This is a genomic window from Streptomyces canus (assembly GCF_041435015.1).
In the GTDB taxonomy this organism is placed as follows: domain Bacteria; phylum Actinomycetota; class Actinomycetes; order Streptomycetales; family Streptomycetaceae; genus Streptomyces; species Streptomyces canus_G.
Window position 1 is genome coordinate 1,356,042 of record NZ_CP107989.1, and the last position, 15,713, is coordinate 1,371,754.

The 15,713-nt window shown below is 70.6% G+C and carries 14 protein-coding genes; 4 read left to right on the top strand and 10 right to left on the bottom strand.

Annotated elements, in window-relative coordinates; translation table 11 throughout:
* Complete coding sequence (locus tag OG841_RS06345; RefSeq protein ID WP_328642361.1) at nt 1-1,821, bottom strand: family 20 glycosylhydrolase; 1,821 nt, start codon at nt 1,819-1,821, stop codon at nt 1-3.
* Between the two features lie 248 nt (nt 1,822-2,069).
* Between OG841_RS06345 and OG841_RS06350 the strand changes: the two genes are divergently transcribed.
* Nucleotides 2,070-3,413, top strand: a complete 1,344-nt coding sequence (locus tag OG841_RS06350; protein WP_328642360.1) for an amidase — start codon at nt 2,070-2,072, stop codon at nt 3,411-3,413.
* Between the two features lie 9 nt (nt 3,414-3,422).
* Here OG841_RS06350 and OG841_RS06355 read toward each other — a convergent pair whose 3' ends face one another.
* Entirely contained in the window at nt 3,423-3,905 is a 483-nt protein-coding gene (locus OG841_RS06355; protein ID WP_365118706.1) for a GNAT family N-acetyltransferase, read from the bottom strand.
* Nucleotides 3,906-3,956: 51 nt separating this feature from the next.
* On the bottom strand, nt 3,957-4,130 hold the full coding sequence (locus OG841_RS06360) for a hypothetical protein (protein WP_107105044.1): 174 nt from the start codon (nt 4,128-4,130) through the stop codon (nt 3,957-3,959).
* Nucleotides 4,131-4,609: 479 nt separating this feature from the next.
* Here OG841_RS06360 and OG841_RS06365 point away from each other — a divergent pair, with 479 nt between their 5' ends.
* Both OG841_RS06365 and OG841_RS06370 read left to right on the top strand, forming a co-directional pair.
* Nucleotides 4,610-5,005 (top strand): hypothetical protein, encoded by a 396-nt coding sequence (locus OG841_RS06365; RefSeq protein WP_328642358.1) that lies wholly within the window; start codon nt 4,610-4,612, stop codon nt 5,003-5,005.
* A 25-nt stretch (nt 5,006-5,030) separates the two neighbouring features.
* Nucleotides 5,031-5,816 carry an SDR family oxidoreductase gene (locus OG841_RS06370; protein WP_371563954.1) on the top strand — a complete coding sequence of 262 codons (786 nt, stop codon included), beginning with the start codon at nt 5,031-5,033 and terminating at the stop codon, nt 5,814-5,816.
* A 5-nt stretch (nt 5,817-5,821) separates the two neighbouring features.
* On the opposite strand, the gene OG841_RS06375 is transcribed toward OG841_RS06370, so the two are convergent.
* The 4 genes from OG841_RS06375 to OG841_RS06390 form a co-directional block, all read right to left on the bottom strand.
* Complete coding sequence (locus tag OG841_RS06375; protein WP_328642356.1) at nt 5,822-6,052, bottom strand: hypothetical protein; 231 nt, start codon at nt 6,050-6,052, stop codon at nt 5,822-5,824.
* A gap of 95 nt (nt 6,053-6,147) precedes the next feature.
* Entirely contained in the window at nt 6,148-7,665 is a 1,518-nt protein-coding gene (locus tag OG841_RS06380) for an SDR family NAD(P)-dependent oxidoreductase (protein WP_328642355.1), read from the bottom strand.
* Nucleotides 7,666-7,769: 104 nt separating this feature from the next.
* Nucleotides 7,770-9,098, bottom strand: a complete 1,329-nt coding sequence (locus OG841_RS06385; RefSeq protein ID WP_328642354.1) for a wax ester/triacylglycerol synthase family O-acyltransferase — start codon at nt 9,096-9,098, stop codon at nt 7,770-7,772.
* 147 nt (nt 9,099-9,245) lie between these two features.
* On the bottom strand, nt 9,246-11,876 hold the full coding sequence (locus OG841_RS06390) for a PA14 domain-containing protein (protein WP_371563957.1): 2,631 nt from the start codon (nt 11,874-11,876) through the stop codon (nt 9,246-9,248).
* Nucleotides 11,877-12,025: 149 nt separating this feature from the next.
* On the opposite strand from OG841_RS06390, the gene OG841_RS06395 reads away from it, so the two are divergent.
* Entirely contained in the window at nt 12,026-12,409 is a 384-nt protein-coding gene (locus tag OG841_RS06395) for a hypothetical protein (protein ID WP_371563959.1), read from the top strand.
* Nucleotides 12,410-12,421: 12 nt separating this feature from the next.
* On the opposite strand, the gene glgC is transcribed toward OG841_RS06395, so the two are convergent.
* From glgC to OG841_RS06410, 3 genes are read right to left on the bottom strand one after another with little or no spacing between them, the layout of a single operon-like run.
* The gene (glgC, locus tag OG841_RS06400; RefSeq protein ID WP_311716074.1) at nt 12,422-13,642 is read right to left on the bottom strand and encodes a glucose-1-phosphate adenylyltransferase; all 1,221 of its coding nucleotides are present in this window, start codon (nt 13,640-13,642) and stop codon (nt 12,422-12,424) included.
* Between the two features lie 49 nt (nt 13,643-13,691).
* Nucleotides 13,692-14,858 carry a glycogen synthase gene (gene glgA, locus OG841_RS06405; protein ID WP_371563961.1) on the bottom strand — a complete coding sequence of 389 codons (1,167 nt, stop codon included), beginning with the start codon at nt 14,856-14,858 and terminating at the stop codon, nt 13,692-13,694.
* A 39-nt stretch (nt 14,859-14,897) separates the two neighbouring features.
* Nucleotides 14,898-15,647: a (2Fe-2S)-binding protein gene (locus OG841_RS06410; RefSeq protein WP_328643728.1), complete on the bottom strand. Its 750-nt coding sequence runs from the start codon at nt 15,645-15,647 to the stop codon at nt 14,898-14,900.
* Nucleotides 15,648-15,713 lie beyond the last annotated feature (66 nt).

Consider the following 15,713-nt stretch of genomic DNA (forward strand, 5'->3'; position numbering starts at 1 on the left):
TCAGCTCAAGTGCCAGACGGCGGGGGTGCGTTGATCGGCCGGGTACTGCACGATCCGGCCGTCGTCCGTGACGGAGAGCGCCATCTGTGTGATCGCGTTGACGAGCCGGTAGCCGCCCGCCACGGGCTCCAACTCCCAGCGCTGCAAGGTGCCGGACGTGTCGCAGGGGTCCCAGGTCGCCTCGACACCGGGCTGCAGCGGCACGTTGAGCGTGAGCTTGCCGCCGCTGATCGCGAGGCAGCCGGCCGCCGACCGGAGGGTCGCGTAGCCGTCCGCCGTGCGCTGCACGGAGGCCGTGAACGACCGACCGAAGGTGTACGTGCCGTCCGCCACCGGCACCCGGGTCAGGTCCCGCCACCCCGGCGCGTGCCCCACCGCGGCACCGCGCGCCACGAACTCCGCGTAGGTGGCGTCGGGATGAGGGTCCCCCCACGTGGCCTGGGCGACATGCTGTAGCGCGGGCCAGAGCCGGACGGCGACCTCGTTCTCGGTCTCGCCGCGTCCGTTGTCCGGCCACAGGCTGATCTTCGCGCCGGTGACGCCCCGGGAGGAGGCGAGCTTCTCGCCCTCGAAGCTGCGCGGGTCCCACCTCTGGTCGTAGAGCGACTCGGTGTCGCTGTGGAAACCGCCTCGGATGAGGTAGAGCGAATAGGAGGAGTTCATCACCGAGTAGCCCTGCGCGATGAGTTGACTCGGCTTGACCGCCACGTTCAGCCAGTGCTCGACCGTGGTGTCGGCCCTGACCGGCACGGTGTTGGCTCCGGTCAGGCCGTCGTTCCAGATCCGCAGCTTCACGCCCCTGCCCGCCGCGTAGTCGTGGACGCGGTTGACGAAGTCGACGAAGGCGTCCTGCGGGGTGGCGTCCGAACCGTACTTCTGCTGGGCGTACTCGAGGATCTGCGGGTACTTCGCGAAGTCGGAGCCGAGCATGTACTCGTCGGCTCCCATGTGCCAGGACTTCGCCGTGAAGACCTGGGCGTACTCGTCCATCAGGCTCGTGTAGTAGTCGAAGGCCGCCTGCTGGGTGATGTCGAGCCGGGAGGGCTGCTTGTTGCCGTCGGAGTCGGTGAGCTGGAGGTCCGGGCGGTTCTCGATCCACGGGTCGATGTGCCCCGGGGAGTTGATCTCGGGGATGATCTCGACGTGGTACTTGTCGCCGAGCGCGACGAGCTGTCGTATCTCGTCCTTGGTGTAGTAGCCCCAGGTGTTGGCCTCCGGGTGGGCGTCGCTCTTGACCTTCAGCTCCACGAGCAGCTGGTTGAGCTTGTTGTAGGCCATCTCGCGGACGAGGTTCTCCAGCCAGGGCAGCGAGACGTGGATGTAGCAGGCGCACACGCCGACACCCCGCTCCTTGTAGCGCGGCACGTCGACCGTGCGCCCGGCGGGGATCCGGTCGCCCTGAGCGAGGAGCTGGAGGAGGGTCCGGGTGCCGTAGAAGGCGCCGGTCTCGGTCGCCCCGGTGATCGACAGGCTTGTGCCGGCGTGGAGTTCGTAACCCTCGGCGCCGAGGGAGCTTCGGGACGGCGTGACGTCGACAACGATGTCACCGGTCCGGGCTCCGCCGTGTACGACGGGGAGCGAGCCGTGGCCCGCCGCTCGCAGATCAGCGGCGAGCGTGTCGGCCACCCGGCGTTCGGCCGGGTCGTCGGCGACGAGCCGGGCCCCGGGCCGGTAGAGGTAGGCGCCCGACTCCGGAGTCCACCGGGTCAGGGCAGGCACCGTGGCCGGCGGGCCCTGGTCCGAGCGCGCGAGCGCCGGGGCGGGTGCCAGGAGCAGCGTCAGCAGCGCCACGACGGCGGCGAATCTCAGCCGTTTCCTCATGAGCGACTCCCTATTCATCGGATGGCTGATAATTGAGGTCCATAGAAGGGCTGTCAACGGGGCCGAATCGGCCGAGAGTTGATTCAGAGATCGGATGACCTGCTGGTCGGCGCCTCTGTCCGGCGTCCTCCGTTGCGAAAAGTCCAAGAAGACCGGTCCGAATGTCCAAGCGCGAGCGCTCTCGACGCGACGTCCGCCGCCGGGCAGAGTTCTCTCTACGTACTCGCGAGTAGCCCCGAGGAGCGCACGTGACCAGCTGGGTCGGCCGTACCGCCGCCGAGATCGCCGCCGCCGTCCGCGAGAAGCGGGCCACGCCCCGGGAGGTGGTGGCCGAGCACCTCGCCCGGATCGAGAAGCTCGACGAGCGGATCGGGGCCTTCCGGGTGGTGCGCGCCGAAGCCGCGCTGGCGGAGGCCGACGAGGTGGGCGCCCGGGGCGACCTCGGCGAACTGCCGCTGGCCGGGGTGCCCGTGGCCGTCAAGGACAACCTCTCCGTGCGCGGCGAGACCAACCGCGTCGGCTCCGCCGCGACCCCCGACACCCCCGCCGAGGCCGACCATGAAGTCGTGGCCCGGCTGCGGGCCGCGGGCGCGGTGGTCGTGGGGCTGACGAACGTGCCGGAGCTGTGCGTCTTCGGTACCACGGAGGGCGTCCACGGCATCTCCCGCAACCCCTGGGACACCTCGCGTACGGCAGGCGGCTCGTCCGGCGGCAGCGCGGCCGCGGTCGCCGCGGGTCTGGTCCCGATCGCCCTCGGCAACGACGGCATGGGCTCCCTGCGCATCCCGGCGGCCAACTGCGGGCTGGTCACACTGAAGCCGGGGTCGGGGGTGGTCCCGGCCGGCATCAGCGACGGCGACTGGTTCGGCATGTCCGAAAACGGTCCGCTGGCGACCACGGTCGAGGACGCCCGCCTGCTGCTTTCGGTCATCGCCGGCAGCGAGTTCGTACGACGGGACACGCCCGCCGCGCTCGACGTCGCCGTTTCCCTGCGCAGCCCGCTCGCAGGGGTCACGGTCAGCTCGCCGTATACGAAGGCGGTCCGGGAGGCGGCCGGGCTGCTGATCAAGGCGGGGCATCAGGTGCGGCGCGCCGACCCGCCGTACCCGCTCTCGCTGAGTGTCACCTCGCTCGCCACCTGGACGGCGGGCACCTCGGTGGACGCGGCGGGGCTGGATCCGCGGCTGCTGGCCCGGCGCACCCGGGTGCACGCGGCGATCGGCCGGCGCTTCGTCAAGGCCGTACGGAAGGGCACGGCCCGGCAGGAACTGCGCGAGCGCCTGGAGCCGTTCTTCGCCGAGCACGATGTCCTGCTGCTTCCGGCGCTGGCCCGCCGCTCCCCCAAGGCCGAGGCCTGGCACGAGCGGGGCTGGCTGCGCAACGTGCTCGTCAACACCAACTACTCGCCGCTCACTCCGCCGTGGAACCTCACCGGTTGGCCGGCGATGTCGGTCCCGCTCGGCACTCTGCCCTCGGGCGCCCCGACCGCCGTACAACTGGTGGCACGGCCCGGGTCGGAGTCGGTACTGCTGGAGGTCGCGGAGGAGCTGGAGCGGCGGCAGCCGTGGCGGCGGACGGCGCCGCTCGACTGAACACCGGTCCTAGAGGGCCTTGTACATGATGTGCAGTCCGACCCGTCCGTGCCGGGGGTGTTCGAAGGCGTCCGGCACGGTGCCGAGGATCGTGAAGCCGAGCGAGGTCCACAGCCGCACGGCCGGGTTGGTCTCGACGACGGCGTTGAAGACCATCCCTCGGTAGCCGTCGGCCGCTGCGGCGGCCAGGACGTGCTCGGCGAGGGTGCGGCCGATGCCGCGGCCGCCCTGGTCGGGGTCGACCATGAAGCCCGCGTTGGCGATGCGGGCGGCGGGACCGCCGTAGTTGGGGGTGACGTAGGCCGAGGCGACGACGGCGCCGCTCACGTCCTCGACTACGTAGACGCGCTTGGCCGGGTGCATCCACAGGGCGCGCGCTGCTTCTTCGGGAGTGGCGGGGTCCCAGGCGTAGGTCTCGCCCGCGGCCACGATCCGGTGCCAGAAAGGCCAGATCCGCGGCCAGTCGTCGGCCGCGGCTTCTCTGATCAGCATGGGCGTGAGTCTCGCACGCCCATGCCGTCGGCGATCGCGAAGGTCCTGCGGTCAGTCCACGCTGGGCAGGATGTGGGGCTCGGCGAGGTCGTCCTCGTAGCCCGCGAGACGGATGGGGGCGGAGCGCGCCCACACGTCGAGACTGCCGATGTCTGCGGGCCGTCGGCCCGCGCGCTCCGGGCGTTCCTTGGGGCGCTGTTCGCGATCTGTCTTCTCCGGTGTCACCGCGCACTCCTTATGTGTCGGGCTCACCCTCGGGACGTACCTGCGCAACCTACGGTCGGTGCCTGGACGTCCGCTCGGGTCTGGGTCGAGATCGGGTTCGGACGCGGTGGCGCCGGTAACTCAGGTGAGAGCAGGCCGTGGTGACCGGCTTGTCCCGGGACGGACTGTGGGTGTGGGTGGGACCCCGTACTGCCGTCCGTCGGCTACAGATTAACCAGATGAGCGGTGGTCCGCTCGATAGGGGCTGAAAACAAGGCGTAACCATTACGAGTCGTCTAAAGTCTTTCAGCCATATTCTGCGCAGGTTTGTCACCCCATGCGTGATGCCGGAGTCACCCGACCGGCCTACACGACCGGGCACGCCTTCGACGGTCCGGAGCCACGCAGTTCAGGTCCCGTTGGCCGAATCGCAAACCACCCATGATCTGCTGACGTGCGGCAACGGCTTGTCCCGCGGGTGGACTCGGGAGGACTGACGCATGGAGCTGCGCAGTGTCGAGGAGCTGATGGACCTGCTGTACGCCTGTCGGCACCAGCAGGCGTTGCGGACCGCCGCGCTGCTGCGCCGCAGCCGCCCCGCAGACAAGGAACTCCAGGTGGCGGGGCTGGTCCGGGACATCGGGCAGCTGCTCTCCCCCGCCGATGGCAGCGTCCGGGCCGAACGCGCGGCGGCGGCGGTACGCCCCCTGCTCGGCGAGCGCGTCGCCCACCTGGTCCGCCACCGTGGCCCGACCTCCGACGACGACCTGCTGCGCCTGCGTGAGGCGGACGAGGAGAGCCGGGCCGTCGTCTTCGACGCCGGCGTCCTGGAGGACTGGCGCACCCTGCTGGAGCTGGTCGCCGCACGCAACTCCCGTCTAGGGGCTGTTGACTGACGGTCCGTCATGAGACGGTACGGCGATGATGCCTGGACTGCACGGCAGGGCCGCCCTGGTCACCGGGGCCACGCGCGGCATCGGACGGGCCGTCGCCCGACAGCTGGCCGAGGCCGGGGCGCGGGTGTGTGTGACGGCCAGGGACGCGGAAGAGGTCCGGCGGACCGCCGAGCAGCTCGGCGGTATCGGACTGGCGGGGAGCGTAGCGGACCCGGAGCACGCACGGGCGGCCGTGGATCTCGCTCTCGGCGAGTTCGGCCGGATCGACATCCTCGTCAACAACGCGGCGACGAATCAGCCGTACGGCCCCCTCATGGAAGTGGATCCCCAGGCGTGGCGCGAGGCCTTCACCGTCAATGTCGAGGCACCGCTGCGGCTGGTGCAGGCGGCGTGGCGGGGGTGGATGCGGGAGCACGGCGGGTCGGTGGTCAACGTCTGCACGGAGGGCGCCGGACACGTGGGGCCGAACGTCGGCGCGTACGGCACCAGCAAGGCGTCGCTGCTCCATCTCACCCGGCAGCTGGCGGGCGAGCTGGCTCCCCGGGTGCGGGTCAACTCCGTCTCTCCCGGTCTCGTACGGACGGAGATGGCGCGGTTCGTGTGGGAGAAGGGCCCCGTCGACCTGCCGTTGGGGCGGATCGGTGAGCCCGAGGACATCGCGCGGGCCGTGGTGTGGCTGGCGTCCGACGCGGCCGAGTGGATCACCGGGGCGGACCTGCTGGTGGACGGGGGCACACGGGTGCGGGCGGCGCACCCGGGCGGGTACGCCGTCCATGACCGGCTGCGGTCGTATGCCCCGCCGCCCTCATGACGGCGTCACGGGAACAGGGCGATGCCCATGACGACGATCAGGCAGACGAAGACGACGAACGCGATCATGCCCCAGCTCCAGGGATGCTTGATCGGGTCGGCGGCACCACCGCGGGGCCGGTCCTCCGGGAGCTCGTGCTGGACCGGACGGTCGCTCGCGTAGAACTCCTCGTCGGTCGGGTAGTGGTTGCGCGGATCGTTGAAGGCGCGCGGATCGATGCTGTGTGGACGTGCCATGACAACTCCTCGCAGGAAACCTTCCGGGTTCCCGGGTTCCCCGTCGGCGACGGCCCACACGTCAGGGCCGCCGGCCGACCGTCACGGCCGCGGGCTCACCACTTGCCGGGCGCGTAGTCCTTCAGGAAGACCCCGTACACGTCCTCGCCGTCCTCGCCGCGCACGATCGGGTCGTAGACGCGGGCCGCTCCGTCGACCAGGTCGAGGGGGGCGTGGAAGCCCTCCTCGGCGAGGCGGAGCTTGTCGTAGTGGGGGCGCTCATCGGTGATCCAGCCGGTGTCGACCGAGGTCATGAGGATGCCGTCGGTCTGGAACATCTCCTGGGCGCTGGTCCGCGTGACCATGTTCATCGCGGCCTTGGCGGCGTTGGTGTTGGGGTGGCCCGCGCCCTTGTAACCACGGCCGAAGACGCCCTCCATCGCCGAGACGTTCACGACGTAGGCGCGTCCGCTGCCGGCCTTCTTCGCGGCGTCGGCCATGGCCGGGCGCAGCGCGCTGATCAGGATGAACGGTGCCGTGTAGTTGCACAGCTGGGTCTCGAGCAGCTCCACCGGGGAGATCTGCTCGATCGTCTGGACCCAGGTGTTGCTGTCGACGACGTCGGGGACGAGGCCACCCGCGTCGATGGCGGTCCCGTCCAGGTGCCGGGCCACGCTGGCGTTGCCCGCGACGAGGGCGAGGTCGGCGATCTGCTGCGCGTCGAGGCCGGAGATCCCGGCGGGCAGGGAGGCGAGTCCGTCGACCGCGCCGGAGCCGAAGGCACCGATGACGTGGTGGGCGGGGAGCTCACCGGCGGGCAGCGGGGCGCTCTCGCCGTCGACCAGGGCGGCGTAGGCGGAGGGCAGCCGTCGTACGGTCTGCGTCGCGTTGTTGACGAGGATGTCGAGCGGCCCCGCCTCGGAGACCTGCTCGGCGAGGGCCACGGCCTGCGCCGGGTCCCGCAGGTCGATGCCGACGACCTCCAGGCGGTGGATCCAGTCCGCCGAGTCGTCCATGGCCTTGAAACGGCGGATGGCGTCCTTCGGAAAGCGTGTGGTGATCGTGGTGTGCGCGCCGTCGCGCAGCAGCCGCAGGGCGATGTACATGCCGATCTTGGCGCGGCCGCCGGTGAGCAGGGCGCGCTTGCCGGTGAGGTCGGCGCGGACGTCGCGCTTGGCGCGGTTCAGGGCGGCGCAGTCCGGACAGAGCTGGTGGTAGAAGTAGTCGACCTCGACGTACCGGCTCTTGCAGGTGTAGCAGGAGCGCGGGCGCTGGAGTATCCCCGCGATCCGGCCCTCCTCGGTGACCGACGACGGCAGGATGCCCTCGGTCTCGTCGTCGATGCGCTGGGCGGAGCCGGTCGCCGTGGCCTCCGTGACCGCCTTGTCGTGGGCGGTCTTGGCGGCCCGGCGCTCCTGCCGGCGGCGCTGCTTCACGGTGCGGTAGACCCCGGCGGTGGCCCGGCGCACGGCGATCGCGTCGGGGTGGTCGACCTCCAGCTTGTCGAGCTCGTCGAGCACGCTGAGGCAGACGGCCAGCCGCTCCGGGTCGATGCCGGGGCCGTGCACGACCTCGTCACCGGGCTCGCGCACGACCTCGTCCATGGTCGCCGAGCCGTCCTCTGTCACCGTCATCGCGCTGCCGTTTCCCTGGTCACCCGAGCGGCGCGTCGGCCGCGTCCGCTTGTCGAACGCGGAATTTTACTTCAGCGCCGGGCCTGACCCGCAATCCGGAACGATCAAGAACCGCAGGCAGCCAGCAGTTCCTTCACCTCCGCGGACAGCGCCCGGGCGAGGACGTCCAGGTCAGGCACTGCTTCGGCGTCCGCCACGAGGCCGTAGTGGACCTGTCCCCGGTACGTCGAGATCGCGACCGCGAGGGACTGGCCGCGGGCGAGCGGGGCGAAGGGGTAGACCTCGGTGACCAGGTTGCCGCCGAGCTTCAGGCCGATGCCGGGCAGCGGGACGCTGGTGACGAGGATGTCGAACCAGAGCCGGGCGCCCTGGCCGGCCAGGGGGCCGCCGAGGCGGTGGCCGAGGGCCGGGACGTGGTCGGCGAGCAGGGCGACGGCGCCCGCGCCGCGGTTGGAGCCGGCGTCCTTGTTGCGGTCCATGGCCGTGCGGACCGTGTCCAGGCGGCCCAGCGGGTCGGGGTCGCCGACCGGAAGCCGCATCAGGTACCCGGACAGCCGGTTGCCCTGCGGGTGCGCGGTGCGCGGACGGCGCTTGGAGACGGGGATCAGGGCGCGGGGCGCCACGCCCGCACTGCCGTCCCCCCGCTCGTCCAGCCAGCGGCGCAGCGCGCCCGCGACGACGGCGATCAGGACGTCGTTGACGGTGCCGCCCCGGGCCTTGCGGACGTGGTGCACGTCGTCGAGGTCGACGACGACTCCGGCGGTGCGGCGGGTGCCGCTCGGCTCGGAGACGAGGGCGGCCGAGGAGCTCACGCCCACGCAGGACAGGGCGACGGATGCGCCGATGTCGAGGGCACGGCCCAGGTCGGAGACGGCGGACCGGACGCGCCCGGGCAGTTTGCGCACGTCCGGGAGCAGGGGCTTCGCGGGTTCCGCGGGGCGCGGCTTGCGCACGGGCAGGTCCATCGGGTCCAGGACGGCGGCGGCGAGCGTCAGGGCCCGCAGTCCGTCGGCCAGGGCGTGGTGGAACTTGAAGAGCACGGCGAAGGAGACTCCGTCCTCCCCCGGCAGCACGTGCGCCTCCCATGGCGGCCGTTCGCGGTCGAGCGGCCGCTGCATGAGCCGGCCGGCCTCGGTGTGGAAGTCGGCGGTCGGGGCGTGCAGCAGGACGTGGCGCAGCGGGTCGAAGTCCGGGTCGGGTACGCGGGCGGCTCCCCCGAAGGCGTACGGGAAGCCGAGCGGCCACACGTCCCGGATCCGCATCCTGAGGCCGGGCACGGCGGCGGCCCGGCCCGCGAGCAGGTCGGCCGCGTGCGCGCCGGCGGTGGGCGAGTGCGCCGCGAAGACGCCGAGCGCTCCCAGGTGCATCGGGTGCTCGGCGGATTCCATGTTCCAGAACGCCAGGTCGAGAGGGGCGAGCAGGTCAGAAGTCAATGGCTTGCCTCGCGTCCGACAACGGGTGGGCCAGCAGTCAATCGCCCTCCGGCGATTACGGTCAAGTACGATCAAGCTACGCACAGTTAACAACAGATTAAGTCCCGCCCCCAGTCGAAAGGGGCGGGACACATGGTGCGAATGCAATCATCCGTCGGTTGACACACACCCTGCCGGAATCGCCCGGGGCGCGTCCCGGATCAGGGCACGGTGCGCGGCCCTGACCCGCTCGACGTCCGGTTTGAGGACCTTGCGGTCGTAGGTGAGCAGCCCGTTCAGCTCACCCTCGACGTCCGAGATCTGGGTGTAGACGGCCCCGTTGCCGCCTCGGCAGGCCAGGGCCCGCACCTCGTCGAGCTTGGCCAGATAGTCGTCGGTGTAGGTCGCCGGATCCACGTCGACGTACGACTGCTGGACGGACCAGGCGTGCCCGGGGACCGCGAGACCCAGACCGCCGTACTCACCGCTGACCAGGGCGCGTCTGCCGTCCGGGTGAGGCGGCAGGGCGGGACTGGGATACCCGTGCTCGTCCATGATGTCGCCGGCGTTGCCGTCGGCGCCGAGGTTGAGACCCGACTGGTTGTCGACCAGGCGGGTCGGGTCCCAGGCCTTGGCCTGTTCGGCGATCCGTCCGATGTCGTACTGCCCCCAGCCCTCGTTGAAGGTCACCCACATGACGACCGACGGACTGCTGATGTGATCGTCGATCATCTGCTTCATCTCGCGCTCGTACTCGGCGCGGGCGGCGGGACCCGGATTCACCCCCGCGGTCATCGCGGGCATGTCCTGCCACACCATCAGGCCCAACCGGTCGGCCCAGTAGAACCAGCGGTCGGGCTCGACCTTGATGTGCTTGCGGACAGCGTTGAAGCCGAGCTTCTTGTGCACCCTCAGGTCGTATGCCAGGGCTTCGTCGGTGGGCGCGGTGTGCAGGCCGTCGGGCCAGAAGCCCTGGTCGAGGGTGGCCATCATGAAGACGGGCTCGCCGTTGAGGACCGTGCGCGGGGTGCCGTTGACGTTCTCGACGGCTATGGAGCGCATCCCGAAGTAGCTGCCGACGCGGTCGGCGCCGACGGTCACCTTCAGGCCGTAGAGGAACGGATCATCCGGCGACCACAGGCGCGGGTTCTCGATGGTCAGGGTGAGCGGTCCGCCGGTGCGCCCGCGGGCCGTCGCGACCTTCCGCTTTCCGTCGTACGCCGTCGCCGTGATCGCTACGCCGTCCCGGACACCCTGTGCCTCCACCGTCAGCCGGTCGGCGGAGACGTCGGGGGTCAGCTTGAGGGAGCCGACGTGGTCAAGGGCGACCGGCTCCATCCAGACGGTCTGCCAGATCCCGGAGGACGGGGTGTACCAGATGCCGCTCGGGTCGAGACGCTGCTTGCCGAGGGGCGGGTTCTCGCCGTCGGTCGCGTCGGTGGGGTCGTACACGCCGACGATCAGTTCCTGGGTACGGCCGGGCTTCAGCGCGTCCGTGATGTCGGCGCCGAACTTGTCGTAGCCGCCGGTGTGTTCGGCGACCTTGGTCCCGTTGACGTACACCTCGGACCGCCAGTCGACCGCCCCGAAGTTGAGCTGGAGGCGCTTGCCGGAGCCGATGCGCCAGTCGGCCGGGACGGTGAAGGTGCGGCGGTACCACATGCGGTCCTCGTGCCGTTCCAGGCCGGAGAGTTGCGACTCCACGGGGTACGGGACGAGGATGCGCTCGGCCAGGTTCCTGCCCACCGGCGGCCGTTCACCCGCCTCGGCGGCGGCGAACTGCCAGCGGCCGTTGAGGCCCAGCCACGCCTCACGGGTCAACTGCGGCCGCGGGTACTCGGGGTGGGCGTTGTCCGGCCCCACCTCGTCGGCCCACTTCGTGCGCAGTTCGTACGTCGAGCGATTGGGCCCGCTGCTCCAGAACGCGCTGACAACGTTGCCGTCGGCACTGGTGAGCCCGGCTTCGCCGTCGTAGCGGAGGTCGGCCGTGCCGCGCGCGGTGCCGGTCCTGTTGCCCACGACGGGTTCGGCGAGGGTGACGAGCAGGACACGGGGGTCCGCCGGGTCCTGTTTCGCCGTACCCAAGGGCCACTTGGCGCCGCCGATCACCGCCTGGAGGTGGTCGGTGAGCGCGGCCGGCGGTGCGGCGAGGGGCTGGGCGAAGTCGAGCTTCAGGGTGCGGCCGGTGGCGAGGACGGTGGTCGCGACCGGTCCGTCGTAGTCGTAGCCCTCGGGCAGCCGGAACGCCGACTGCGGAACGGCCTGTTGGGTTCCGCCGGGCCGGACCCAGCGCAGGTGGAGGTTGGAGCCGCCGTAGTGCTCGAAGTACTCGACCTTGATGTCGTAGGACTCTCCGGCGGTCAACTCGACGGGCTGCGCGGTCTGTTCGCGGTCCCAGTCGTCGACCCAGTGGTCGATGAGGAGCTGTCCGCCGATCCAGAGACGGAAGCCGTTGTCGCCGATGACCGAGAAGGTGTGCGGTCCGGAGGCCGTCGGCACCAGCCTGCCGGTCCAGCGGACGCTGACGTCGTCCGAACGGCCGGTCGCGGCGGCCAGCCGGGGCTCCAGGTTGTCGAAGTCCAGGTTCGGGTCGAAGGTGGTCGCCTTGAGCTCGTGGAAGTCGAAGGCGCCGGGAGCGGACTGCGTGTAGTACTCGCCCTTGAGACCACGGGCCTCGACGGGATCGTCGGCCAGGGCGGGATTCGCGGTCAGACCGGCGAGACCGAGGAGGGCGGCGAACAGTAACGCCAGCCGGGCTCTGAGACGGGTGAGGTGCCTGCTGTGCACGGAAGCCTCCATAACAACGTTGTCATGGGCAGGAAGTGGCATGACAACACGGATTCCGGCTTCCGTCCAGGGACATGACAAGCCTGCCGCGCATGCCGTCGACGCGCAGTACGCGGAGAATTGACAGCAGGACCCTCCCCTGCCGGAAGAAGGCGATGGAGATGCCGAAGGTTTCCCGCGACACGGCCACCCAGGGCGGCGACTACGGCGCGGTCGTCGACCGCGCCGAGGAGTTCGGCGACTACACGGTCGACTTCGTGACGTTCCGTGAGGACATCGACCACCGGCCGCTGCTCAAGGGGCTGCCCGACGACCGCTGCCAGTGCCCGCACTGGGGCTACGTCTTCAGGGGCGAACTCACCCTGCACTACGCGGACCACGACGAGATCTACCGCGAGGGCGACGCGTTCTACGCCCCAGCAGGGCATGTGCCGATCCACACCGAGCCGGGCAGCGAATACCTCCAGATCAGCCCCTCGGACGAGCTGCGCCGAACCAACGAGGTGATCATGAAGAACTTCACCGCCCAGCGGCCACCGGACTGACCCCACCGCCGCTCAGGACACCAGCTGTCCCTTCCCGAGCGCGATCACCCCGCCCTTGGACACGGTGTACAGCTCCGCGTCCCGCTCCGGGTTCACGCCGATCGTCGCGCCCGGCGGGACCTCGACGTTCTTGTCGAGGACGGCACCGCGGACCACGGCGCCCCGGCCGATCTTCACGTTGTCGTGCAGCACCGAGCCCTGGACCACGGCCCCCGGGTCGACCAGGACACCGGGCGAGAGCACGGACCGGGTGACCTGGCCCCGGATCAGGCAGCCCGCGCTGATGATGGACTCGCTGGCGATGCCGCCGGAGTTGAAGCGGGCCGGGGAGAGCTGGCCCGAATGGGTGTAGATGGGCCACTGCCGGTTGTAGAGGTTGAAGGCGGGGCGCTCGGCGATCAGGTCCATGTGGGCGTCGTAGTAGGCGTCCAGGGTTCCCACGTCACGCCAGTAGCCGCGGTCGCGGGTGGTCTCGCCGGGGACGTGGTTGGCGCTGAAGTCGTAGAGCTGCGCCTCGCCGCGCTCGGTGAGCTGGGGCAGGATCGAGCCGCCCATGTCGTGGACGGAGTGCTCGTCCTCGGAGTCCCGCTGGAGCGCCTCGATCAGGGCCTTGGTGGTGAAGATGTAGTTGCCCATCGAGGCGAACACGCTCTCCGGGTCGTCCGCCAGCCCCGGCGGGTCGGCCGGCTTCTCGAGGAAGCCTTCCACCGTGAGGCCGTCCGAGCCCGGGGAGATCACTCCGAACGAGGGGGACTCCGAGCGCGGGACCCGGATCCCGGCCACCGTGACGCCCGCGCCGGACTCGATGTGCTGCGCGAGCATCTGGCGCGGGTCCATGCGGTACACATGGTCGGCGCCGAAGACCGCCACGTACTCAGGACGTTCGTCGTACAGCAGGTTCAGCGACTGCAGGATCGCGTCCGCGCTGCCCAGGTACCAGCGCGGCCCGAGGCGCTGCTGGGCGGGCACCGGCGTGATGTAGTTGCCGAGCAGGCTCGACATCCGCCAGGTGGTCGTGATGTGCCGGTCGAGCGAGTGCGACTTGTACTGCGTGAGCACACAGATGCGCAGGATGTCGCCGTTGACGAGGTTGGACAGGACGAAGTCGACCAGGCGATACGTCCCTCCGAAGGTGACCGCCGGTTTGGCGCGGTCGGTGGTCAAGGGCATCAGGCGTTTGCCTTCTCCGCCCGCGAGTACGATGCCGAGCACCGAAGGTCCGCCACGACGCATGGCCGCTCTCCTCACCCTGGTTTGACCCATCACTGCCCTTGCGAGGGGCCTAGTACGCCTGTTTGAGGATCTCCTCGTACAGCCGGACCGTGCGCCGCGCGACGGCGTCCCAGCCGAACTCGCCCACCGCGCGCTCACGTCCCGCCTCGCCCATCCGCCGCGCGGTCTCCGGATCGCCGATCACTGAGTCGAGTGCCCTGGCGAGGCCCGTCTCGAACGCGTCGTCCACGGTGACGAGCAGGCCGGTCCTGCCGTCGTCCACTACCTCCGGGATACCGCCGACCCGCGAGGCCACCACGGGGGTTCCGCAGGCCATCGCCTCCAGGTTGACGATGCCGAGGGGTTCGTACACCGAGGGGCAGACGAAGACGGCCGCGTGGGTCAGGAGCTGGATCACCTCGGGGCGCGGCAGCATCTGCGGGATCCAGTGGACGCCCTCGCGGACCCGGCTCAGCTCCTCGAAGAGCTCGCGGAACTCCCGGTCGATCTCGGGAGTGTCCGGCGCGCCCGCGCACAGCACGACCTGCGCGGCCGGGTCGATGTCCCGGACCGCCCGCATCAGGTGCGGCACGCCCTTCTGGCGGGTGATACGGCCCACGAACAGCACGAACGGACGCTCACGGTCCAGTCCGATCCGGTCCAGTACGTCGGTGCCGTGGTCGGGCCGGTACAGAGCGGTGTCGATGCCGTTGTGCACGATGTGGACCTTGGCCGGATCCAGCGCCGGGTAGCAGCCGAGGATGTCCTCGCGCATGGCTCCCGACACGGCGATCACCGCGTCGGCGGTCTCGATCGCGGTGCGCTCGGCCCAGCTGGAGAGGGCGTATCCGCCGCCGAGCTGCTCGGCCTTCCAGGGGCGCAGGGGCTCCAGGGAATGGGCGGTCATCACGTGCGGGATGCCGTGCAGCAGCTTGCCGAGGTGGCCGGCGAGATTGGCGTACCAGGTGTGCGAGTGGAGCAGCTCGCGGCCTTCGAGGCCCGCGGCCATGGAGAGGTCCACGGAGAAGGTGCGCAGCGCGTCGTTGGCGGTGTCGAGCCCGGACCAGGGCCGGTGCCGGATCACGCCCGCCGCTCTCTCCTTGACGGACACCTCGCCCCAGCAGTGCACGTCCAGGTCGACGAGGGACCTCAACTCCCGGGCGAGGAACTCGACATGCACACCGGCACCGCCGTACACGTCCGGCGGGTACTCCCGGGTCAGCAGGCCCACACGCACCCGGAACCCCCTGTCTCAGCGGTTGGTTGGCTTTCATGGTCACCCAGATGCGCCGCGCGGGGAAGGGCGCGGGGCTCGTGTGAAGCAACAGTCACCACATACGCCACCTTCCGGCACCCGGTAGTACAGACAGCAGCTGCGGCGGCGGAAGGCGGTGCCGGTGAGCGTGCCGGTTCCGGCGAGGAGGGGGTGGGCGAGGAGTTCCGCGGCCAGGTCACGGGCGCGCGCGGCGAGGTCCGGACGGTGGCCCAGCTGACGGGCGGCGCCCACGAGGGCCGAGGCGGCGTTGCCCCACATCAGTCCGGTGGCGAGCCGGTACTCGGCGTGCAGCGCCGCCGTGAGCGGTTCGAGGTGGCCGTGCAGGACGACGTCGGCGATGGTCCCGGCGTCGCCCGGCAGCGGCTCCACGGCATCCAGCCACAGGTCGTCGGGGGCACTCGCGTCGGGGTCCCAGTGCAGCCGGCGCGGCGCCAGGTCGGGGATCCGGCCGTACCGGGCCGCGCAGCCGAGGGCCACCGACCACAGCCGGGCCGCGAGGCCCTGCTGGGCGATGGAGGCCGCGATCCGGAGTTCGGGGGCACGCAGGGCCCCGGCGACCTTCCGGACACGAAAAGTCAGGGTATTTCCATAAACTTCCGGCGCCCCATGCTCGTAGACTTGTGCGAGGGTCGGCAGCGCCGGGCGCGCTGTCCCGGGAGTGCCGCCGATCGTCCGTAGTACGAAGAAGGCGCCGAGCGGTCGCAGCGCCACGAGATCAGGGTCCAGGTCCACGACCAGCAGTAGTACCAGGGCCCGTAGGGGTACCCACCAGGGGGCCTCCACCCCGTGTCACCCGCCTTGGGGAGGACACGGACC